Below are 21,972 nucleotides of genomic sequence, written 5' to 3' on the forward strand. Positions count from 1 at the left end.
GGATGTTTCTTACTCTATAATTCCGGCCAGTTTGTAGGGCAATTTGGCGTTTCTAGAGGGAATTAGCACCGTTTATGTCGATCTCGAACCGTAATGCTCTAAGGGCGGGCTTGCTGTACCTGCTGTTGTCGATCCTCTGGATCCAGCTCAGCCAGCAGCTGCTGAGCAGCTTTTTCGATGACCCCGAGCAGTTGGTGCACTGGCAGATCGCCCGCGGTTACCTGTGGGTGAGCGTCAGCACCGTGCTGATTTTTCTGATTCATGCCCGTTACCAGCGTTTCGCTCATACCGTCATGCACCTGATGCACAGCACCGCCGATCGCGAGCGCTTGCGCCAGGCTGCCGCGGTGTTCGATTGTACCCGCGAAGGGGTACTGGTCACCGACAAGGACGGCTTGATCGTTCACGTCAACCGCGCCTTTGTCGCCATTACCGGTTATCAGGAAGCCGAGGTACTGGGGGAGCGGCCGAACCTGTTCAAGTCCGGACGGCATTCGGCGGATTTCTACCAGAAGGTCTATGAGGCGCTGGAGACCAACGGCGAGTGGAGCGGGGAGATCTGGAACCGGCGCAAGAGCGGCGAAATCTATCCGCAATGGCAGACGATTCGCGCGATTCGCGACGACCATGGGCAGCTCAGCCAGTATGTCGCGGTGTTTTCCGATATCAGCGCGATCAAGGATTCGCAGCACGAATTGGCGCAATTGGCCAACTACGATCCGCTGACCGGCCTGCCCAATCGCCTGCTGTTCACCGACCGCGCCACCCAGGCGCTGGCTTCGGCGCAGGTGCACAAGCGCGGTTGCGCCTTGCTGCTGATCGACCTGGATCATTTCAAGATCATCAACGACAGCCTCGGCCACAACATCGGCGACCAATTGCTCAAGGCGGTGGGCGAGCGCCTGCAGCAGTTGTTCGGCAGTGGTATCAGCCTGGCCCGCCTGGGCGGTGACGAGTTCGCCGTGCTGGCGGAGAACTGTCCGCAGGTGGTGCAGGCGGCGGCCCTGGCACAGCGGGTGATCGAGGGCTTGAAAGAGCCGTTCCTGCTCGACGGGCATCAATTGTTCATCAGCACCAGCATCGGCATCAGCCTGTTCCCCAGCGATTCGCTGAATGCCGAACAATTGCTGCGCAATGCCGACTCGGCCTTGTTCAAGGCCAAGAGCGCGGGACGTGAAGGCTATGCCCTGTACACCGAAGAACTGACCGCCCACGCCCAGCATCGGGTGGAAATGGCCGGCGAGTTGCGCCGGGCGCTGGAGCAGGGCGAGCTGCGGGTGTATTACCAGCCCGTGCATGAACTGAGCAGCAGTCGGCTGATCGGGGTCGAGGCCTTGGTACGTTGGGAGCATCCGCAGCGCGGGCTGGTGTCGCCCGGCGAGTTCATTCCGATTGCCGAGCGTACCGGGCTGATCGCTGAGATCGATGCCTGGGTCATGCAGCAGTCCTGCCGGCAGATGTGCCAGTGGCTGCAGGATGGCGTGAAGCTGTCGTTTATCGCAGTGAATGTCTCCAGCCGCCTGTTTGCCCGTCGCGAGCTGTACCAGCAGGTGGCGAAGGTGCTCGATGACACCGGCCTGGACCCGGCGCTGCTGGAGCTGGAAGTGACCGAAAGCGCGGTGATGGACGACCCGGAAGTGGCGTTGGAGCAACTGCACCGCTTGCGCGAGCTGGGGGTGAGCCTGGCGATCGACGATTTTGGTACCGGTTATTCCTCGTTGCTGCGGCTCAAACGGCTGCCGGTGCAGAAGCTCAAGATCGACCAGGGTTTCGTTGCCGGTTTGCCCTGGGACGAAGACGATGCGGCGATTGTCCGGGTGGTCATCGCCCTGGCGCAAAGCATGGGCATGCAGGTCCAGGCCGAGGGCATCGAGCAGGCCGAGCAGGCGCGCTTCCTGCTCGATCAGTCCTGTGACCTGGGCCAGGGCTACTGGTTCGGCCGGCCGGTGCCGGCGGGCCAGATCGACTGGCAGCGTGCACCGGTGATTGCGTGACTACCTCGAGTTTCAGATCGAACCCGGTCTTGTGGCGAGGGGGCTTGCCCCCGTTCGGCTGCGAAGCAGCCGTAAAACCTGTGATGGGGTTTTACCTGACACGTTGAGGTCGCTGATTTCAGGGGCGCTTCGCACCCCCGGCGGGGGCAAGCCCCCTCGCCACAATGACTCGTTCACCCCTTGGAGTGCTTCAGCCTCTGCTACAACCCACGTCATTCCTGTTAATGGAATTTAGTTATATTAAAATTCTTAAATAGTATTTTTAAGAATAACTTGGCCTGTCTAAGATTGCCCTCACGCCACAAGCAGTGCCCCACTGCCGGGGCAACTCTCATTTCAGGAGCACGACCATGAGCGCATCTCTGCGTAGCGTTGACGGCCAGGACGAAGCAACCATTCTGCGTGAGATCCAGAGCGCCCTGCGCGATCTGCGTTTCGGCGCGGTCGAGATCACCGTCCACAACGCGCAAGTGGTACAGATCGAACGCAAGGAAAAATTCCGGCTGCAAAATCCGGGCACCAAACCCAGCTGAACCGCGCGTCTTCCTCTGTTCAATCAGAGGCCCGACTGGTCAGCCGGAGGGCGTCATCTCATGACCCCCAGTCAAAACCAGAGCGTTCGAGCCTGAATGCGGGTCGCAAGCGCCATAAGAAAAAAAGCCAACACACGAAAATTTTCGGGAGCTTCACCATGTCGTCGATTCGCCGTTACGCCCTGGCCGCGCTCGCCAGTGCCGTGTTTGCCGGTTCCGCCCTTGCCAAGGATTACGAGCTGCTCAACGTGTCCTACGACCCGACCCGTGAGCTGTACCAGGACTACAACGCCGAATTCACCAGCTTCTGGAAGCAGGCCCACCCCGGCGACAACGTGAAGATCCAGCAATCCCATGGTGGTTCGGGCAAGCAAGGCCGGGCGGTGATCGACGGCCTGCGCGCCGACGTGGTGACCCTGGCCCTGGCCGGCGACATCGACGAAATCGCCAAGCTCGGCAAGACCCTGCCGGCGGACTGGCAGAAACGCCTGCCGGACGCCAGCACGCCCTACACCTCGACCATCGTGTTCCTGGTGCGCAAGGGCAACCCCAAAGGCATCAAGGACTGGAACGACCTGCTCAAGAAGGACGTCTCGGTGATCACCCCGAACCCGAAAACCAGCGGCGGTGCGCGCTGGAACTTCCTCGCCGCCTGGGCCTACGGCCTGAAAGCCGGTGGCAGCGAAGCCAAGGCCCAGGAATACGTGAAAGAGCTGTTCAAGCACGTGCCGATCCTCGACACCGGCGCTCGCGGCTCGACCATCACCTTCGTCAACAATGGTCAGGGCGACGTGCTGCTGGCCTGGGAAAACGAAGCCTTCCTGGCCCTGAAGGAAGACGGCGGCGCCGACAAGTTCGATATCGTCGTGCCGTCCCTGTCGATCCTCGCCGAGCCGCCCGTGGCGGTGGTCGACAAGAACGCCGAGAAGAAGGGCAATAGCGAGATCGCCAGCGAATACCTCAAGCACCTGTACAGCCCGGCCGGCCAGGAAATCGCGGCGAAGAACTTCTACCGTCCGCGTGACGAGAAAATCGCCGCCAAATACGCCCAGCAGTTCCCTAAACTGGACCTGGTGACCATCGACAAGGACTTCGGCGGCTGGAAATCGGCGCAACCGAAATTCTTCAATGACGGTGGCGTATTCGACCAGATCTATCAGGCCCAATAACCTGAAAACGCTAACCTGAAGCAAGCCAAGCCCAGGGCCCCGGATTTCGTTCGGGGCTTCGTGCGTCACAACCAAGGACTTTTATGTCGCGTCGTATCTCCCCCGTCATACCCGGCTTCGGGCTGACGCTGGGCTACACCTTGGTGTACCTCAGCCTGATTGTGCTCATACCCCTGGCGGCGATGTTCGTGCATGCCGCGCAACTCACCTGGGAGCAGTTCTGGGCGATCATTTCGGCCCCGCGAGTGCTTTCGGCGTTGAAGCTGAGCTTCGGCACCGCACTGTACGCGGCCATCATCAACGGCATTATCGGTACCCTGCTGGCCTGGGTCCTGGTGCGCTACACCTTCCCCGGACGCAAGATCATCGATGCGATGATCGACCTGCCGTTCGCCCTGCCCACCGCCGTGGCCGGTATCGCCCTGACCGCTTTGTACACGCCCACCGGGTTGGTCGGGCAGTTCGCTGCCGACCTCGGCTTCAAGATCGCCTACACCCCGTTGGGCATCACGCTGGCACTGACCTTCGTGACCCTGCCGTTCGTCGTGCGCACGGTGCAGCCGGTACTCGCCGACATCCCCCGGGAAGTCGAGGAAGCCGCCGCCTGCCTGGGAGCCAAGCCGCTGCAGGTGTTTCGCCATATCCTGGTGCCGGCCCTGTTGCCCGCCTGGCTGACCGGTTTTGCCCTGGCCTTTGCCCGGGGTGTCGGCGAGTACGGCTCGGTGATCTTTATCGCCGGCAACATGCCGATGAAAACCGAGATCCTGCCTCTGCTGATCATGGTCAAGCTCGACCAGTACGACTACACCGGCGCGACCTCCATCGGCGTGCTGATGCTGGTGGTTTCCTTTGTCCTGTTGCTGCTGATCAACTTGTTGCAGCGGCGTATCGAAACCCCATAAGGAGGCGCGAACATGTCCCAATCGTCCATTAGCGCCGCTTCCTCGGCCAACGCTGCCCGACGTGGCAGTGCCGTCTCGCGGCGGGTCCTGATCGGCCTCGGCTGGCTGATCTTTGCGCTGTTTTTACTCTTGCCGCTGTTCATTGTGGTGTCCCAGGGGCTGAAGCTCGGCCTGGGTGCGTTCTTCAGCGCGATCTTCGAACCGGATGCCTTGTCGGCACTGAAACTGACGGTGATCGCCGTGCTGATTTCGGTGCCGCTGAACCTGGTGTTCGGCGTCAGTGCCGCCTGGTGCGTGAGCAAGTACAGCTTTCGCGGCAAGAGCATGCTGGTGACCCTGATCGACCTGCCGTTCTCGGTGTCGCCGGTGATCGCCGGTCTGGTCTATGTCCTGATGTTCGGCGCCCAGGGGATCTTCGGGCCTTGGCTGGCGGACCACGATATCCAGATCGTCTTCGCCCTGCCGGGCATCGTCCTGGCGACCATCTTCGTCACCGTGCCGTTCGTCGCCCGTGAACTGATCCCGCTGATGCAGGAGCAGGGCACCCAGGAAGAAGAGGCCGCGCGCCTGTTGGGCGCCAACGGCTGGCAGATGTTCTGGCATGTCACCGTGCCGAACATCAAGTGGGGACTGATCTACGGCGTGGTGCTCTGCACGGCGCGGGCGATGGGTGAGTTCGGCGCGGTGTCGGTGGTCTCCGGGCACATTCGCGGGGTGACCAACACCCTGCCGCTGCACGTCGAGATCCTTTACAACGAATACAACCACGTGGCCGCGTTCGCCGTGGCGAGCCTGTTGCTGATCCTGGCGCTCTTCATCCTGCTGCTCAAGCAGTGGAGCGAAAACCGTATCAACCGCCTGCGCGCCAGCGCCGCGGAGGAATAAGTCATGTCGATCGAAGTCCGTAATGTCAGCAAGAACTTCAACACCTTCAAGGCCCTGGACCGCATCAACCTGGATATCCACAGCGGCGAGCTGGTGGCCTTGCTCGGCCCGTCCGGTTGCGGCAAGACCAGCTTGCTGCGGATCATCGCCGGGTTGGAAACCCCGGATGAGGGCAGCATCGTGTTCCACGGCGAAGACGTTTCCGGTCACGATGTGCGCGATCGCAACGTCGGTTTCGTGTTCCAGCACTACGCGCTGTTCCGGCATATGACCGTGTTCGACAACGTCGCCTTCGGCCTGCGCATGAAGCCGAAGAACCAGCGCCCGAACGAAAGCCAGATCGCGGTCAAGGTCCATGAACTGCTGAACATGGTGCAGCTCGACTGGTTGGCCGATCGGTATCCGGAGCAGCTGTCCGGTGGCCAGCGCCAGCGCATCGCCCTGGCCCGGGCCTTGGCGGTGGAGCCCAAGGTGCTGCTGCTGGACGAACCCTTCGGCGCGCTGGATGCGAAGGTCCGCAAGGAGCTGCGGCGCTGGCTGGCGCGGTTGCACGAAGACATCAACCTGACCTCGGTGTTCGTCACCCACGACCAGGAAGAAGCGATGGAAGTCGCCGACCGTATCGTGGTGATGAACAAGGGCGTGATCGAGCAGATCGGCTCACCGGGCGAGGTGTATGAAAACCCGGCCAGCGATTTCGTTTATCACTTCCTCGGTGACTCCAACCGTCTGTACCTGGGCGAGGATCATCATGTGCTGTTCCGACCTCATGAGGTGTCGCTGTCGCGCCATGAGCTGGAAGACCACCATGCCGCCGAGGTGCGTGATATCCGTCCGCTGGGTGCGACGACCCGGGTGACCTTGAAGGTTGAAGGCCAGAGCGAACTGATTGAAGCGGAAGTGGTGAAGGACCACGACAGCCTTGTCGGCCTGACGCGGGGCGAGACCTTGTTCTTCAAACCCAAGGTCTGGCAGAAACAGGCCAATCTCTGACCGGGTTGTAAGTACTTGTGGCGAGCGGGCTTACCCGCGTTGGGGCGCGAAGCGGCCCTGAAACCAGCGAGCTCGGTGTGTCAGTTAGACCGAGTTGGTCGGATTTACGACTGTTTCGCCGCCGAACGCGGGCAAGCCCGCTCGCCACAATGATCATATTCAGGCTCTGACGTTTTTCTCCCGCAACCGCACCGGCCCTACCCGCGCCTCGATCTCATGCTTGAGGCCCTGGCGTAGCCCCAGCAAAAACAGCAACTCCGCCACCACGAACAGCGGCCCGACGATCAATCCGCTGAGATCATCGACGAACGCCGGCTTGCGCCCCTCGTAGTAATGCCCGACGAACTGGATCGCCCAGCCGATCACGAACAGGCCGATTCCGCTCGCCAACCACATCAGCGTGCTCTGCGCCGCAAAAATCTGGCCCGCCCAAACGGATAGGCCGAGCAGCACTGTCATCAGCAGTCCGAGGGCGCGTTCCAGGCGTAGATAAAACACCGCCGAAACCACCGCCAAAAGCACAGCGGGACTGATTCCGAGCCCGGCCAGCGGCCATTGCGGGCGTGATAGCAACGTCGCCACGGCGACCACGATCATGGGAATCCCGATGAAGTGGCTGGCGATATTGCGCGGGTCACGGTGATAGTCAGCGTATTGACTGAGATGCTCGACGAGGTTTTTCATTGTTATTCCTCCTGTAGGGTGATGGGATCATGCCCTGCGCGAAACTTTCACTCTGTCAGCTACACGACAATTGTCTCGGAGTTCTCATGGATGTATCTGCCTGGCGCTCGCGCCTGCTGACCGGACACTGGTTCAACCACCTGCCCGCTCACTTGCAGGATAGCCTGCTCGCCGCCGCCAAGGGCCGTCGCCTGACCCCCGGCCAGCGCCTGTTCCAGCGTGGCGATCCACCCTGTGGGCTGTACGCGGTGCTGGAAGGGTCGATCAGGGTCGGGGCGGTCAGCGAGAAGGGCAAGGAAGCCTTGCTCGGGGTGATCGAGCTGCCTTACTGGTTCGGCGAGATTTCCCTGTTCGACGGCCTGCCACGGACCCACGATGCCTATGCCGTCGGGCACACCATCCTGTTGCAGGTGCACCAGGAGGTGCTGCTCAAGCTGCTCGACGAGCATCCGGAATACTGGCGACAGTTCGCCTTGTTGATGAGCCAGAAACTGCGCCTGACCTTTATCGGCCTGGAACAGTTGAGCCTGATGCCGGCACCGGCACGCCTGGCGCACCGTCTGTTGTTGATTGCCGAAGGCTACGGCGAACTGAACCGTTCGCGGCAGTTGATCGAGGTGTCCCAGGAACAGTTGGCGGCGATGTTGTCGCTGTCGCGCCAGACCACCAACCAGATCCTCCAGGATTTCCAGCAGCAGGGCATCCTGCGCACCAACTATGGCGGGATCGAGATCCTCGATCTGGAAGGCTTGCGGGCTACGGCCAGCGCCTGAGCGATCCTGGTAACCGGGGATGAGCCGGAGCGGGCTTGCCTTGCCCTATATGCCATTCCGTCAAGGCCGAACACGCTCCCTGTGGGAGCAGAGCTTGCTCGCGAAGGGGGCCTTGAGGCCGCTAAAAGCTTCGCGGCGATGTGGCGATCCGACAAGCACCGCTTGCACGGCGCTTTCGAGATTCCATTTCCTTGACTGAATGGCATATAGGGCAAGCCCGCTCGCCACAGGTAGGGAGCGTACTGTTCAGCGCAAGCCGTCGCGAAACTGCCCCGGGGTGATCCCGGTCCAGCGCTTGAACGCCCGGCTGAAGCTGCTGGTGTCGGCAAAGCCGAGCAGATAACTGACTTCGCTCAGTGAACACTGCGGGTCGCGCAGGTGCAGCAGCGCGAGGTTTTCCCGGCACTCGTTGAGCAACGTGTCGTAGCGCGCGCCTTCATCGGCCAGGTGCCGTTGCAGGCTGCGCAGGCTCAAGTGCAACGTCTGGGCGATGCGTTCCGCCGACGGCTCGCCTTCCGGCAACTGGGCCTCGATGGCCTCACGCACGCGCCGTTCCCAGGTCAACGGCTTCAATTGCGCCAGCGTGCGGTTGAGCACCATCTCGTTGTGCTCGACCAGTTCCGGGTTGGCATCGTCCAGGTGGCTGTCGAAATCGCTACAGGCGAACTCCAGGCGGTCCTCCTCGGCGTCGAAAAACACCGGCGCGCGGAACACCGTGTGCCAGGGCGTCGGATCGGCCGGTCGCGGACGCCGCAGATGCACCGCCAGCGGCGCGTAATCGCGGCCCAGGCGGTTGCGGCAGGTGCGCACATAGATCGAAACGAAGGCATCGATGGCTTCGGGGGCTGGTGCCGGGCTGTCCTTCGGCACTTGCAGGCGAAAGCGGTAGCGCTCGCCCTCGCGGCTGAATTCCAGTCCCAGGGCATCACTGACCACCTGGTGATAACGCACGATCCGCTCGAACACCTCGCGCAGGCTGCCACTGGCCACCAGTGCGTAGCCGAGGGCGTGGAAGGTGGTCGGGCTGACAAAGCGCGAGACCCGCAAACCGATGGCCGGGTCGCCGCTGCTGGCCACGGCCAGTTGCCACAGGCGCGTGGTGGCCGACAGCGGGTAGCGGGCGTTGGGGTCGTCCATCAGTTGCGGGTCGAGCCCGGCTTCGCGGCACAGGGCGGCGCTGTCGAGGCCCAGGGCGTCGAGCTGCTTGCGCAAGGCGCGGGTCCAGCTGGAGAGCGAGGTCGGTTCGGGCATGTTGGCGTATCCGGTCAACGGGTTGGCGTTCGCGGCTACGACCTTTGATGCTGCAACGGCGCAGGATACGAACATCAATAACCAGAGGATGGAATCATGGACGGTGTTTGCGCAAGTCCCGAGCGCCTGAATGCGCAACAACAATCAGCATATATTCGCGAAACGGTCATGGCCCGGGGCGCCGAGTTGCGTCGGCGCTACCCGTTGCTCAAGCATCAGGACGCCCTGGGCGCGGGCATCCTGACGTTTGCCCTGGCCGGCATGATCGGTTCGGCGGTGCTTTATCTGGACGGTTATCTGGCCTGGTGGGGGTGTTTGTTGCTGAATGCCTTTTTTGCCTCGCTGACCCACGAGCTGGAACACGACCTGATCCACAGTATGTATTTCCGCAAACAACGGCTGCCGCACAACCTGATGCTGGCGCTGGTCTGGCTGGCGCGGCCGAGCACCATCAACCCGTGGATCCGCCGCCATCTGCACCTCAATCATCACAAGGTCTCCGGCACCGAGGCGGACATGGAAGAGCGCGCCATTACCAATGGCGAGCCGTGGGGGATTGCCCGCCTGCTGATGGTCGGCGACAACGTGATGTCTTCGCTGATCCGCATGCTGCGGGCCAGGACCTGGACCCACAGGTTCAGCATCCTCAAGCGCACCCTCAGGGTCTATGCGCCGCTGGCGCTGTTGCACTGGGGCGCGTGGTATGTGTTTCTCGGGTTTCACGCGGCCAATGGGATCGCCGGGCTGCTGGGCAGCCCCATCGACTGGTCGGCCCATACCCTGGCGATGATGCAGGTGATCGATATCGCCGCGGTGGTGATCATCGGGCCGAATGTACTGCGGACCTTCTGCCTGCATTTCGTCAGCTCGAACATGCACTACTACGGCGATCTCGAGGCGGGCAATGTGATCCAGCAGACCCAGGTGCTCAATCCCTGGTGGTTGTGGCCATTGCAGGCGTTCTGCTTCAACTTCGGCAGCACCCATGGGATTCATCATTTCGTGGTCAAGGAACCGTTCTATATCCGCCAGATGAGCGCCTCGGTGGCGCACAAGGTGATGGCCGAGATGGGCGTGCGCTTCAATGATTTCGGCACCTTCGCCCGGGCCAACCGGTTTGTCCGGGCCGAGCGCCGGAGTCCGCGGCAAGTGAGTCCGGCACAAGGCTGAAGATGACCACACAACCCCTGGAGCCGGCTTGCCGGCGATAGCGGCCGATCTCAGGCGATGCAAGGCTTACTGGCCTCATCGCCAGCAAGCCGGCTCCCGCAGATCGGGGTTGCCTGTGAGGTAGATATCAGACCGCGACCCGGTCTTCCAGGCTATCCACTGCCACCAGCGTCTCGATCATCGCCCGCGCCGCCGGTGACAGGCGGAACCCGGTGCGGCTGACGATCCCGCAGCGGGCGTTCATGCTCTCGATGTTCTGCGGCAGGTTGCGCCAGTGCAGCAGCACCAGCGAGCCCCGTTCCACGTCATCGGCGAATGCCTCCTGGGGGCCGATGCCGATCGCGTCGGACTGACGGACGATCTTCACCAGCGCCGGAAAATGCTCGGTCTCGATATTCGGCGAAAAATCCGTGCGCCCGCTGAGGTTCGCCAGCAGCTTGCGGATGCCCGGCGGAATCAGCGTGGTCGCCAGCGGGTAGTCGAACATATCGTTGGTCGACAGGCTTTCCTTGGTCAGCAACGGATGCCCCGGCCGGCAGAAAAAAACCCCACGCTTGGGCGTCAGCGCCTGGGTCTGGAAGTTCGGGTCGGCCTCGAAATGACGGATGTCGGCGATAAAGAACTCGATCTCCTCGCGGCTCAGGCTGCGGCTGAGTTTTTCCCAGTTCTCCACCTGGAACCGGGTGCGTACTTTCGGGTGCGCGTTGATAAACCGCGCCACCGCTTCCGGTACCAGCTTCACCGCTGGCGCCGGGCCGCAGCCGAAGCGCAACTCACCGGCATCGAGCTTGGTCATCTGGGTCACTTCGGCGCTCAGCCGCGCCGCGCCCTGGACCAGGCTCAAGGCATGTTGCAGCACCACCTGGCCTTCGGGCGTCGGGCGCAAATCCTTGTTGCCACGATCCACCAGCACGCAACCGAACTCCTGCTCCAGACCCTGGATACTGCGGCTGAAAGCCGGTTGGGTGATGCCCATGGCGTCCGCCGCGCGAACAAAGCTGCGGTGCTCGTTAAGGGCGATGAAGTAGCGCAGCTGGCGAAGATCCATAAGCTTTCCCTGCATCCGGAAAAATGACTCGAAGGCATTGGCGACGAGCGAGGCCTGAGGTTTTAAATGCCCGTGATTATTCCGTCAACAATGTATTTTTTAGCTTATTAGAATAATTTTGAATATGAGTGAAACGTTGTTTCATGGTGCAGGGACTCTCGACCATCGGGTTTTTCGAGCCCCGAGGGCATGCCTTGAAGGAATATTTTCAATGCCTGGAAAGCATGGTTTTTCGAGGGATGGGTTGGAGCCCTTGGAACACGCGGCCTTGAGCTGATCAGTGAAAATCAATATTCGTTTTTGTTCTATTTATAACTTTAAAGATTGCTTTAAGACCTAAGCCGCCTCCGTGGATCATCGGCACCTCGACGCCGCCAAGCCGTGCCTCGACGATTTTTTGCTGAAGACCGCAGGAGTTATTCAATGGGCAATGTCCAGACCGCCGCCAGTGCACATGAGGTGCGCAGGCCTCAGGCGCCGGGTGGCGAGTTGGTCGACCTCGGCCGGCCTCATCGCACGCCGCTGGGGCAGTCGCGTCCGCAGAAAGTGCCCAAGGGCATCCTCAGTCGGCGCGAAGCGATCTTGCTCGGTGTGTTCGCGCTGGTGTTGCATGGCGCGGTGATCTACTGGCTGAGCCAGAAGGAGACCCCGGTGCTGCCAGTGGTACCACCGCAAATCCCACCGATGACCATCGAGTTCTCCCAGCCGGCGCCGCCCGTGGTTGAACCGCCGCCGCCCGTGCCGCCGCCACCACCTCCTGTCGTCGAGCCGCCACCGCCGCTGGTCGACGAGTTGGCGGTCAAACCGCCGCCGCCCAAGCCGGTGCCCAAGCCCAAGCCGAAACCGCTGCCCAAGCCTGAGCCGAAACCCGTGCCCAAGCCGCTTGAGCAACCGCCCGCAGCGCCACAACCGGCGGTTCCGGCAGCGCCACCCATTCCGGCCCCGCTGACCCCGGCTTCGGCCAGTGCCGCGTACCTGAAGAACCCGGCCCCGGAATATCCGCAGCTGGCTCAGCGTCGCGGTTGGGAGGGGACGGTGTTGTTGCGGGTGCAGGTCCTGGCCAGCGGTAAGCCGGGCGAGATCCAGATCCAGAAAAGCAGTGGTCGCCAGCAACTCGACGACGCCGCACTGGCAGCGGTCAAGCGGTGGAGCTTTGTCCCGGCCAAGCAGGGCGATGTCGCCCAGGTTGGCTGGGTCAGCGTACCCATTGACTTCAAGATCCACTGATCGGCACCCAACGCGCTAAACGCTTCCACAGAGGGAACACATCATGACGTTACTGGCATCTCCACTCCAATCCATCGAAAGCGCGGTGATCTGGCTGCTGGTGGTCTTCTCCGTCGCCACCTGGGGCCTGGCCCTGCTCAAGGGCGTGCAGTTCGGCCGCCTCAAGGCGCAGGATCGCAAGTTCCACAAACAGTTCTGGGCCGCTTCCAGCCTCGATTCGGCCGCCGAGTTCAGCGAAACCCAACCCGGTGCCGCCGCCCGTGTGGCCCAGGCCGGCTATGCCGCGATCCAGGTCGGCGATGCGCCGCACGCCGCTGACCTGAGCCAGGCGATCAATCATCAGGACCGCCTCGAACGTGCCCTGCGCCAGCAGATCGTGCGCGAACGCCGTTCCCTGGAAACCGGCCTGGCGGTGGTCGCCAGTATCGGCAGCACCTCGCCGTTCATTGGTCTGTTCGGCACCGTGTGGGGAATCATGGAAGCCTTGAAGGGCATCAGCGCCGCCGGTTCCGCGAGCCTGGAAACCGTCGCCGGGCCGATCGGTGCCGCGCTGGTGGCCACGGGGGTCGGGATCGCCGTCGCGGTGCCGGCGGTACTGGTTTACAACTACTTCCTGCGCCGCCTGAAACTCACCGCCGCCGACCTCGACGACTTCGCCCATGACTTCTACAGCCTGGCGCAGAAGAGTTCGTTCCGCGTGTTGATTCACCCGACAGCGAACAAAGCAGCCGCCCAGGGGGCGGCGCAGAAAGTGAAGGAGGCGTCCTGACATGGCCTTCTCGACCCAGGACAGCGATGAGGTATTGAGTGAGATCAACGTCACGCCGCTGGTGGATGTGATGCTCGTGCTGCTGGTGGTATTTATCGTCACCGCGCCGCTCTTGACCAACGCGATTCCGATCAACCTGCCGAAGACCGAAGCCGTGGCGCCGGTGGAGCAGAAGGACCCGCTGGTGGTGAGCATCGACGCCGCCGGCAAGCTGTTCCTCAACAAGGACGAGATCAAGCCCGAGTTGCTGGAGTTCAACCTCCAGGCGGCCAAGGCCAAGGACCCGGATCTGCGGGTGCAACTGCAGGCCGACAACGGCGTGAACTATGGCGAAGTGGCGCGGGCCATGGCCTCGATCGAGCGGGCCGGGATTACCAAGCTGTCGGTGATAACCGCACGCTGAAGGCAACAGATCCGCGAGTTTCCTGGGCCGTCTCCTTGGCAGGGTGCGGCCCTTTTTTATTTCTACGCAATGACGGCTGGATGCAGAACCTGTAGGAGTGGAGCTTGTCGGGACGCCGCACCGCCGCGAAGAACGATAACGCGGTATACCTGAAACACCACGTCGCTGCATTCGCGGGCAAGCTCCGCTCCCACAAGGTTTCGCGTCGACAGGGAGTGACTCGCAGGTTCTTATATTTCTTTATGGACTTAATAAATAGCTTCTTATTCCTTAACGAATATAACTCTCCTCCCTATACTTGATCAGGAACGCAAACGCTGGAGGAGGTGTACCCCATGCGCAACGAGTCGATTCGCTATCTGATCGTGCCGGGCTGGCAAGGATCGCCAGAAGATCATTGGCAAAGCCACTGGCAGAACAGCCTGCCCAACAGCGCGCGGGTGGAGCAGGCCGACTGGTTGACGCCGCGCCGCGAAGACTGGGTGGCGGCCCTGGCCGAAGCCATCGCCGCCGATGACACGCCGGTGATCCTGATCGCCCATAGCCTGGGTTGCATCACAGTCGCCCATTGGGCACAAACGGCGCCGCTGCACCTGCTGCGCCAGGTGCGCGGCGCGCTGCTGGTGGCTCCGGCCGATGTCGAGCGTCCTGCCTGCGCCCCGGCGTTGCGTAACTTTGCACCGATTCCGAGCGACCTGCTGCCGTTCCCGAGCCAGATCGTCGCCTCCGACAACGACGCCGCCGTCAGCGCCCCGCGGACCCTGGAACTGGCCCGCGACTGGGGCGCGCAAGCGAGCATCCTCAGCGGTGCCGGGCATATCAATGTGAAGTCCGGTCATCAGCGCTGGGAACAGGGCTTTGCCTACCTGTACCGCCTGCAGACCCGAATGGAACAGCATTCCCTGCGGCGTGCCTGAATTTTCTCTTTTGCTTGAACGCCCCCTGCCAGTTGGCGGTTTGGGGCGGGAGTCTGCCATGAGCCTGCATGAAACCTTCGGTCAGCCACTGCTGACCTTTCCCGATTCGGAAAAGAGCCCACTGAGCATCCGCGCCAAGGCGCTGGTGTTCGTCGACCCGCGTTCACGGCAACTGCGTGAAGAACTCGAAAACTTGGCACCCAAGTCGGTGCCGGTATTGATCCGTGGCGAGACCGGGACCGGCAAGGAGTTGCTTGCCCGGCATATCCACCGCGCCAGCGACCGCAGCGGGTTGTTCGTTTCGGTGAACTGCGGTGCCATCAGCCCGACCTACGCCGACGCCGAGCTGTTCGGTTATGCCGCGGGAGCTTACAGCGGTTCGGCCAGCAGCCGTGCCGGCTGGTTCGGCTCGGCCAACGGCGGCACCTTGTACCTGGACGAGATTGGCGACCTGCCGTTGCCGATCCAGGTGAAGCTGCTGGCGGCCCTGGAAAATCATGAAGTCACCCGGGTCGGTGCGCCGCAACCAAGTCCGGTGGATGTGCGCCTGGTGGCGGCCACCAGCATCGACCTGGCCCAGGCGGTGGCGGTGGGGAAGTTCCATGAGCGTCTCTATCACTACCTCAGCGAAGGCCGGCTGGAGTTGCCGGCGTTGCGCGAGCGGGTCGGCGACATCCTGCCCCTGGCCGAGTACTTCCTGGGCATCTACAGCCAGCGTCTCAGTCTGCCAGTGCCGCTGATCAGCGAAAGTGCCCAACGCGCCCTGGAGCGCCACAGCTGGCCGGGCAATACCCGCGAGCTGGAAAATATCATTCACTTCGCCTTGCTGGTCAGCAGCGGCGAGGAGATCCTGCCGGAGCATCTGAACCTGCCGGCTCCCTTGGCCCTGATCGAGCAATTTATCGCTAGCAGTTCCGCTGAGGAACTGGCGGCGATCAGGCGCCTGCTGGAGCACGCGGGCGCCTGACCTTCTGTAGGAGCCGGCTTGCCGGCGATGAACGATAAGGCGATGTCCCTGACACGACCGAGTCGTCTGAATCGCCGGCAAGCCGGCTCCTACAGAGGCATGTGGTGTGCAGAGAACATGAACAAAATGGAATATGAAGATGAATAAAAGATATTGTTCTGGAATAAAAAATATCGGTATCTTCTGCTCCATGCCGGCGATATCACTTTGCTGGCACCTCTCTCAAGGCTGTCGTCGGTGACGACCGTGATTTTCGATAAGGACACTGCATGAAAAAGGTTCTGTTGTTTACCGCATTGGCGGCTGCTCTGGCGGCAGGTCTGGCCCAGGCTGGCGAGAAACTGGTCGTGGCCGCGACGCCGGTTCCGCATGCCGAGATCCTCGAACTGATCAAGCCGACCCTGGCCAAAGAAGGCGTGGACCTGGAAATCAAGATGTTCACCGACTACGTGCAACCCAATACCCAGGTTGCCGAGAAACACCTGGACGCCAACTACTTCCAGACCAAGCCGTACCTGGATGGTTTCAACAAAGGCAAGGGTACCAACCTGGTCACCGTGATCGGCGTGCACGTCGAACCTTTCGGCGGTTACTCGAAGAAAGTCAAAAGCCTGGCTGAGCTGAAAGACGGTGCCACCGTGGCGATCCCGAACGAAGGCAGCAACAGCGGCCGTGCCCTGCTGCTCCTGCAGAAAGCCGGTCTGATTACCCTGAAAGACCCGACCAACGCCCTGTCGACGCCCAAAGACATCGTCAAGAACGACAAGCACCTGAAGTTCAAGGAACTGGAATCGGCCCTGCTGCCACGGGTCCTGGACCAGGTCGACCTGGACCTGATCAATACCAACTACGCGCTGGAGGCGGGCCTGAACCCGGCTAAGGACGCGCTGCTGATCGAAGGTGCCGATTCGCCTTACGTGAACTTCCTGGTGGCCCGTCCGGACAACAAGGACAGCGCCGCGATCCAGAAACTGGCCAAGGCCCTGACCAGCCCGGAAGTGAAAGCTTTCATCGCCCAGAAGTACAAAGGCGCGGTACTGCCGGCGTTCTGATTGGCGAATAAGTCCTTCAAGGTTTGAACGCCGACGAGCAACCAGCGTCGGCGTTTTTTATTGCCCGGATTTTGGCGGAGGGGCATGACCCCTTGTGGCGAGCGGGCTTGCCCGCGCTGGGGCGCGAAGCGGCCCTAAAACCGGCGAGCTCGGTGTTTCAGGAAGACCAGGGATGCCGGTTTTTCGACTGCTGCGCAGTCGAACGCGGGCAAGCCCGCTCGCCACATTGAGTCCTGGGTGTCGCTACGCCTTGCTGTGGCACCTTCACCGCGCGCCGCAGCGCCACCAGCAGTTTCACAATGTCCTGGGGATCGAGCTTTTCCGGCGCATTTGCCTGGGCCATGGGTACTGTCCTTGTAATGAGGGGCCATTGAATCTGGCCATTGGCATCCCTGCTTGGAGCCCACTCGGGTGAAAAAGATCCGTACTGCAACCCGATCAAGGTAGTCGCCGCTTCCCTGTCCGGCAAATCCCGGTGCTCAGGTACGCTGCCCGGGGCTGGGCTGACACTGTCAATCCGGCCAGTTCCAGGCCGGTTCGTCGAGTATCCCCTGGCCGACAATGGTGGTCTGTCCCAACTCCTTTTCCAGCACGATGCAATTGCACGCCGGGTCCTGCTGCAATGCCGCGATAAGGCGGCTGGCATGGGACACCACCCATACCTGGGAATGCTCCGAAGCCTGCACGATCAGGCGCGCCAGGGCCGGCAGCAGGTCCGGGTGCAGGCTGGTTTCCGGTTCGTTCAGGACCATCAGGGTCGGTGGCCGGGGGGTCAGCAACGCCGCCACCAACAACAGATAACGCAGGGTCCCGTCCGACAGCTCGGCGGCGGACAGCGGTCGCAGCAGTCCCTCCTGATGAAATTCGATGGCAAAGCGCGCGCCCTGCAGCGGCGCGATCTCCAGTCGAGAGCCAGGAAAGGCATCGCTGATGGCCGCGCGCAGGGCTTCGGCATCGCCGATTTCGATAATGGTCCGCAACGCCGCTGCGAGATCGCGACCCTCGTGATGCAGCACCGGCGTGCGTGTTCCCAGTTGGGGCTGGCGCGCCGGCGCCTCGGCGTCGCTGCGAAAGTGATCATAAAAGCGCCAGCCGCGAATGCTCTCGCGCAGTAACAATACTTCCGGTGAACCGCGCAGATTGCCGACCTGATCGAACAGGCTGTCGAAGCTTGGCGTATGTTGCGCCAGCACCTCCCAGTCACGCCCCGCGCGGGCCTTGACCATCGGCCCCGAGCGTCCCACCAGCAGGCTGGCGGGGCGATACAGGGGGCCGGCCCAGATGCATTCGCGCTTGATCTCCGGATCGAGGGAAAACCACGAAAGACTCGGCTCGGGCAGCCCCAGCGAGATGGCATAGCTGAAGTCTTCTCCGGCAAACCCCAGGCGCAGGCGCTTGGCCTTTGAACGCGGGCCGCCTTCGATGGCCACTTCACCGTTGCGCATGCGTCGGCTGATGGTCGGCGGTCCGGCCCAGAAGGTCGAATCCAGCCCGCCTTCCCGCGCCAGGGCGTTGACCACCCCGCCCTGGGCGGTTTCCGCCAGCAGGCGCAGGGCGCGATACAGGTTGGATTTGCCGCTGCCATTGGGCCCGGTAATCAGGTTCAGCCGACCCAGGGGCACCACCAGTTTGTTGATCGAGCGGTAGTTGGCGACCGCCAGGGTCTTGAGCATGGATAAGGTCCTGCGGGGTGAATCGAGTCGTTGATCGGCGCGGAGGGCCTTGCGGAGCCGGTCCGGCCGCCCTCGTTGGCAGCCGGTACCTACAGCTATGGCATCACTCCGCCGTCGACGGTTTCTCCCACAAATTGATTCCGCCTTCCTGGGCGAAGCAATCAATCTCCGCCAGCTCTTCCTGAGTGAAACTCAGGTTCTTCAGCGCGCCGACGTTCTCGATGATCTGCTCCGGCCGGCTCGCACCGATCAGCGCCGAGGTCACCCGTGGGTCGCGCAGGGTCCAGGCCAAGGCCAATTGCGCGAGGCTCTGCCCGCGACGCTGGGCGATTTCATTGAGTGCACGCACATGAGCGATATTCGCCTCGGACAAGTGCGACGCCTGCAGCGAACCGCCACCCGGACGATTGACCCGCGCATCCTTCGGCACGCCATTGAGGTATTTGTCGGTCAACAGGCCCTGGGCCAACGGGGTAAAGGCGATCACCCCGGTCCCGAGTTCTTCGACGGTGTCCAGCAGGTCCTTTTCCACCCAGCGATTGAGCAGGTTGTAGGCCGGTTGGTGAATCAGCAGCGGGACCTTCCACTCTTTCAGCAAGGCCGCGATCTCGCGGGTTTTCACCCCGGAATACGACGAGATGCCGATATACAGCGCCTTGCCCTGCTGCACGGCGCTGGCCAGCGCACTGGCGGTTTCTTCCAGCGGGGTGTCCGCGTCGAAGCGGTGCGAATAGAAGATATCCACGTAGTCCAGGCCCAGGCGTTGCAGGCTCTGGTCGAGGCTGGCGAGCACGTATTTGCGCGAACCGCCGCCCTGGCCGTAAGGGCCGGGCCACATGTCCCAGCCGGCTTTGCTGGAGATGATCAGTTCGTCGCGGTACTGCTTGAAGTCTTCGCGCAGCAGGCGCCCGAAGTTGATCTCGGCGCTGCCGTAGGGCGGGCCATAGTTGTTCGCCAGGTCGAAGTGGTTGATGCCCAGGTCGAAGGCGGTGCGCAGCAAGGCGCGCTGGGTGTCGATCGGCGTGCTGTCGCCGAAGTTGTGCCACAGGCCCAGGGACAACGCCGGTAGCACCAGCCCGCTGCGTCCGACGCGGCGGTAGGGAATGCAGTCGTAGCGGTTTTCGGCAGCTTGGTAAGTCATCGAATCCTCTCTCGTTGGGCAGTTTCAGCGAAGTGGTCCAGCATACGCCGAACTCAGACCGCCGCCGACAGCGGTTCTATCCATGGCTGAAACCTTTCATGTATCTACACCGCCTGGGCAAAGATATCGCTGATCCAGTCCACGAATACCCGCACCCTCGGCGACATATGCCGGTTCTGCGGGTAGAGCACCGACACCGGCATTGGCGGCGGCGGATGGCCCGGCAGGACTTCCTTGAGCAGGCCCTGGCCGATCTGTTCCGCCACCCGGTAATGCGGCACCTGGATCAGCCCCAGTCCGTACACCGCCGAGGCGGCATAGATCTCGGCGCCGAACACCGACACCCGGCCCGCCAGCGGCACCTCGCGTAGCTCGCCGGCCTCGGTGAACTCGAACGGGAACAACTTGCCGGTGGTCCTGGAAACGTAGTTCACGCCCTGGTGCCGGCTCAGGTCCGCGAGGCTTTGTGGCTCACCGTATTTGCGCAGGTACGCCGGGCTGGCGCAGGTCACCTGGCGCAGGTTGGCGACGCGCCGGCCGACCAGCGATGAGTCGCCGAGATTGCCCGAACGCAGCACGCAGTCCACGCCCTCGGCAATCAGGTCGATAAAGTGGCTGGCCTCGCTCATCGAGACGTCGATATCCGGATAGCGTTCGAGAAATGCCGGCAACGCCGGGACCACGAAGTACCTCGCCAGCGTCCCCTGCAAATCCACCCGCAGGCGGCCCTTGGGCGCCACCGAACGAAAAGCCAGCTCGGCTTCCTCCAATTCCGCCAGCAACTGCACGCAGCGTCGGTAATAAGCCTCGCCGTCGAGGGTGGGGCGGACGCGGCGGGTACTACGCTCCAACAGCCGGGTACCGAGCCAGGCCTCGAACTGATTCAGCGTGTGGGTCAGGGTTGCGCGAGGCAGGTTCAGGTCTTCGGCGGCCAGGGTGAAGCTGCTGCGCTCGTAGATGCGGACAAAAACCTTCATGGCCTTGACCTGGTCCATGGGCGCTCCGTTGCGATTGATTGTTGGTGATTATTGAACAGTCAAGCCAACTATCGGGCATTTATCAGCCCGGGTAAACATGTGAAATTGGCTCCACACCCAACGAACACCTCAGGAGATTCGACATGACTACCCAGACTCGGAAAGTGGCCATCGTCACTGGCGCCTCGCGCGGCATCGGCGCTGTTATCGCCCGCCAGCTGGCGGCGGAAGGTTTCGCCGTCGCCATCAACTATGCCAGCAGTGCTACCGAAGCCTCGGCGCTGGCGGTGGAACTGCGTCAGGCCGGTCACCAGGCCATAGCGATCCGGTCCGATGTCGCCAGCTCCGCCGATGTCGCGCGGATGTTCGACGAGACCGAGCAGCAACTGGGCAAGGTCGATGTGCTGATCAACAACGCCGGCATCCTCAAGGTCATGCCCCTGGCCCAGCACAGTGACGCACTGTTCGAGCAGACCTTCGCCATCAACACCCGTGGCACTTTCAACACCCTGCGCGAAGCCGCGACGCGGATGAACGATGGTGGCCGTATCGTCAACTTCTCCAGCAGCACCGTGGCCCTGAACCTGCCCGGCTACGCGGTGTATATCGCCAGCAAGGCGGCGGTGGAGTCCTTCACCCACGTGTTCTCCAAGGAACTGCGCGGTCGCCAGATCACCGTCAACGCGGTGGCCCCGGGTCCGGTGGCGACTGAACTGTTCCTTCACGGCAAGAGCGAAGAGCAGATCCAGACCTTCGCCAAGATGCCGCCGCTGGAGCGTCTCGGTCAGCCGGAAGATATCGCCGGCGTGGTGTCCTTCCTGGTCAGCCCGGCCGCTGCCTGGGTCAACGGCCAGATCCTGCGCGCCAACGGCGGCCTGGTCTGATCAGCGCATCAGCCTCCGAATGATTGCCCGGTTCGCGGGCGGAGATGTTGGAAGACCTGTTGCAGGTCAGTGGCCAGTAAGGGCGCGGGTTTCGATCTACAGTGTTAGGGAGGGATGAGCGTCAGGGTTCAGTCATGTGTGGCGTTCAAAATGGCCTTCGCGGGCAAGCTCCGCTCCCACAAGTTCCAGGCGTACGCAAAATATTGATACGACTCGGACATTGTGGGGGCGGAGCCTGTCGGGACGGCGCATCGCCGCGAAGACGGCATAACAGGCAACACAGCACTCAGGAGGATCCCCCCATGCACACCGCCATCATCCTCGCCATCGGCCTGATCCTGCTCGGTGGCACGCTGTTCTTCGGCCAGCGCCTGGGCATCAACCGGCAAATCCTCGGCGCCGGCTTTCTCGGCATGTGGCTGCTGGCGACCATCGTCAACGGCGCCATCGGCGTGATCACCGCCCACCAGAGCCTGCTTTCGGAGTTGATGATCGGGTTGGCGGTGTTCGGCCTGCCGGCCATCGCCATGGCCTTGTTCATGGTGCTGGACAAGGCCTGA

General features: G+C 62.3%; 23 protein-coding genes. 16 read left to right on the plus strand and 7 right to left on the minus strand.

Annotated features, from left to right (window positions below; translation table 11 throughout):
- Window positions 1-74 precede the first annotated feature (74 nt).
- The 6 genes from dibA (at window position 75) to M5B96_RS17220 (ending at window position 6,476) form a co-directional block, all read left to right on the plus strand.
- Window positions 75-1,994 carry a phosphodiesterase DibA gene (gene dibA, locus M5B96_RS17195; RefSeq protein ID WP_248797931.1) on the plus strand — a complete coding sequence of 640 codons (1,920 nt, stop codon included), beginning with the start codon at window positions 75-77 and terminating at the stop codon, window positions 1,992-1,994.
- Window positions 1,995-2,344: 350 nt separating this feature from the next.
- Window positions 2,345-2,527, plus strand: coding sequence for a sulfur starvation response protein OscA (oscA, locus tag M5B96_RS17200; RefSeq protein WP_094469701.1), 183 nt, complete (start codon window positions 2,345-2,347; stop codon window positions 2,525-2,527).
- A gap of 158 nt (window positions 2,528-2,685) precedes the next feature.
- Complete coding sequence (locus M5B96_RS17205; RefSeq protein ID WP_248797932.1) at window positions 2,686-3,696, plus strand: sulfate ABC transporter substrate-binding protein; 1,011 nt, start codon at window positions 2,686-2,688, stop codon at window positions 3,694-3,696.
- 83 nt (window positions 3,697-3,779) lie between these two features.
- Window positions 3,780-4,598: a sulfate ABC transporter permease subunit CysT gene (cysT, locus tag M5B96_RS17210; RefSeq protein ID WP_248797933.1), complete on the plus strand. Its 819-nt coding sequence runs from the start codon at window positions 3,780-3,782 to the stop codon at window positions 4,596-4,598.
- 12 nt (window positions 4,599-4,610) lie between these two features.
- Entirely contained in the window at window positions 4,611-5,483 is an 873-nt protein-coding gene (gene cysW / locus M5B96_RS17215) for a sulfate ABC transporter permease subunit CysW (protein WP_248797934.1), read from the plus strand.
- 3 nt (window positions 5,484-5,486) lie between these two features.
- The gene (locus M5B96_RS17220; RefSeq protein ID WP_248797935.1) at window positions 5,487-6,476 is read left to right on the plus strand and encodes a sulfate/molybdate ABC transporter ATP-binding protein; all 990 of its coding nucleotides are present in this window, start codon (window positions 5,487-5,489) and stop codon (window positions 6,474-6,476) included.
- 159 nt (window positions 6,477-6,635) lie between these two features.
- Here M5B96_RS17220 and M5B96_RS17225 read toward each other — a convergent pair whose 3' ends face one another.
- Entirely contained in the window at window positions 6,636-7,160 is a 525-nt protein-coding gene (locus M5B96_RS17225; protein ID WP_248797936.1) for a DUF962 domain-containing protein, read from the minus strand.
- A gap of 86 nt (window positions 7,161-7,246) precedes the next feature.
- Here M5B96_RS17225 and M5B96_RS17230 point away from each other — a divergent pair, with 86 nt between their 5' ends.
- Complete coding sequence (locus M5B96_RS17230; RefSeq protein WP_248797937.1) at window positions 7,247-7,933, plus strand: Crp/Fnr family transcriptional regulator; 687 nt, start codon at window positions 7,247-7,249, stop codon at window positions 7,931-7,933.
- A gap of 246 nt (window positions 7,934-8,179) precedes the next feature.
- Here M5B96_RS17230 and M5B96_RS17235 read toward each other — a convergent pair whose 3' ends face one another.
- Window positions 8,180-9,184 carry an AraC family transcriptional regulator gene (locus tag M5B96_RS17235; RefSeq protein ID WP_248797938.1) on the minus strand — a complete coding sequence of 335 codons (1,005 nt, stop codon included), beginning with the start codon at window positions 9,182-9,184 and terminating at the stop codon, window positions 8,180-8,182.
- Window positions 9,185-9,280: 96 nt separating this feature from the next.
- On the opposite strand from M5B96_RS17235, the gene M5B96_RS17240 reads away from it, so the two are divergent.
- Entirely contained in the window at window positions 9,281-10,354 is a 1,074-nt protein-coding gene (locus M5B96_RS17240; RefSeq protein ID WP_248797939.1) for a fatty acid desaturase, read from the plus strand.
- Window positions 10,355-10,481: 127 nt separating this feature from the next.
- On the opposite strand, the gene M5B96_RS17245 is transcribed toward M5B96_RS17240, so the two are convergent.
- On the minus strand, window positions 10,482-11,402 hold the full coding sequence (locus M5B96_RS17245) for a LysR family transcriptional regulator (RefSeq protein ID WP_248797940.1): 921 nt from the start codon (window positions 11,400-11,402) through the stop codon (window positions 10,482-10,484).
- Window positions 11,403-11,825: 423 nt separating this feature from the next.
- Here M5B96_RS17245 and M5B96_RS17250 point away from each other — a divergent pair, with 423 nt between their 5' ends.
- The 6 genes from M5B96_RS17250 (at window position 11,826) to M5B96_RS17275 (ending at window position 16,737) form a co-directional block, all read left to right on the plus strand.
- Window positions 11,826-12,629, plus strand: coding sequence for an energy transducer TonB (locus M5B96_RS17250; RefSeq protein ID WP_248797941.1), 804 nt, complete (start codon window positions 11,826-11,828; stop codon window positions 12,627-12,629).
- A gap of 43 nt (window positions 12,630-12,672) precedes the next feature.
- On the plus strand, window positions 12,673-13,398 hold the full coding sequence (locus M5B96_RS17255) for a MotA/TolQ/ExbB proton channel family protein (protein ID WP_248797942.1): 726 nt from the start codon (window positions 12,673-12,675) through the stop codon (window positions 13,396-13,398).
- 1 nt (window position 13,399) lies between these two features.
- The gene (locus M5B96_RS17260) at window positions 13,400-13,801 is read left to right on the plus strand and encodes an ExbD/TolR family protein (RefSeq protein WP_248797943.1); all 402 of its coding nucleotides are present in this window, start codon (window positions 13,400-13,402) and stop codon (window positions 13,799-13,801) included.
- 335 nt (window positions 13,802-14,136) lie between these two features.
- Window positions 14,137-14,718, plus strand: coding sequence for an alpha/beta hydrolase (locus M5B96_RS17265; protein WP_248797944.1), 582 nt, complete (start codon window positions 14,137-14,139; stop codon window positions 14,716-14,718).
- Between the two features lie 58 nt (window positions 14,719-14,776).
- The gene (locus M5B96_RS17270; RefSeq protein WP_248797945.1) at window positions 14,777-15,685 is read left to right on the plus strand and encodes a sigma 54-interacting transcriptional regulator; all 909 of its coding nucleotides are present in this window, start codon (window positions 14,777-14,779) and stop codon (window positions 15,683-15,685) included.
- Between the two features lie 269 nt (window positions 15,686-15,954).
- Entirely contained in the window at window positions 15,955-16,737 is a 783-nt protein-coding gene (locus tag M5B96_RS17275; protein WP_248797946.1) for a MetQ/NlpA family ABC transporter substrate-binding protein, read from the plus strand.
- Window positions 16,738-16,894: 157 nt separating this feature from the next.
- Here M5B96_RS17275 and M5B96_RS17280 read toward each other — a convergent pair whose 3' ends face one another.
- From M5B96_RS17280 to M5B96_RS17295, 4 genes are all read right to left on the minus strand, one after another.
- Complete coding sequence (locus tag M5B96_RS17280) at window positions 16,895-17,080, minus strand: hypothetical protein (RefSeq protein WP_248798116.1); 186 nt, start codon at window positions 17,078-17,080, stop codon at window positions 16,895-16,897.
- 169 nt (window positions 17,081-17,249) lie between these two features.
- Window positions 17,250-18,410, minus strand: coding sequence for an AAA family ATPase (locus M5B96_RS17285; protein ID WP_248797947.1), 1,161 nt, complete (start codon window positions 18,408-18,410; stop codon window positions 17,250-17,252).
- Window positions 18,411-18,513: 103 nt separating this feature from the next.
- A complete protein-coding gene (gene mgrA / locus M5B96_RS17290) occupies window positions 18,514-19,551 on the minus strand; it encodes an L-glyceraldehyde 3-phosphate reductase (RefSeq protein WP_248797948.1) in 1,038 nt (345 codons plus the stop codon).
- Window positions 19,552-19,655: 104 nt separating this feature from the next.
- Complete coding sequence (locus M5B96_RS17295; protein ID WP_248797949.1) at window positions 19,656-20,546, minus strand: LysR family transcriptional regulator; 891 nt, start codon at window positions 20,544-20,546, stop codon at window positions 19,656-19,658.
- Between the two features lie 125 nt (window positions 20,547-20,671).
- Between M5B96_RS17295 and M5B96_RS17300 the strand changes: the two genes are divergently transcribed.
- Window positions 20,672-21,412 (plus strand): SDR family oxidoreductase, encoded by a 741-nt coding sequence (locus M5B96_RS17300; protein WP_248797950.1) that lies wholly within the window; start codon window positions 20,672-20,674, stop codon window positions 21,410-21,412.
- A 302-nt stretch (window positions 21,413-21,714) separates the two neighbouring features.
- The gene (locus tag M5B96_RS17305) at window positions 21,715-21,972 is read left to right on the plus strand and encodes a hypothetical protein (protein WP_248797951.1); all 258 of its coding nucleotides are present in this window, start codon (window positions 21,715-21,717) and stop codon (window positions 21,970-21,972) included.

Source organism: Pseudomonas sp. MWU13-2105 (genome assembly GCF_023242315.1).
Taxonomy (GTDB): Bacteria; Pseudomonadota; Gammaproteobacteria; order Pseudomonadales; family Pseudomonadaceae; genus Aquipseudomonas.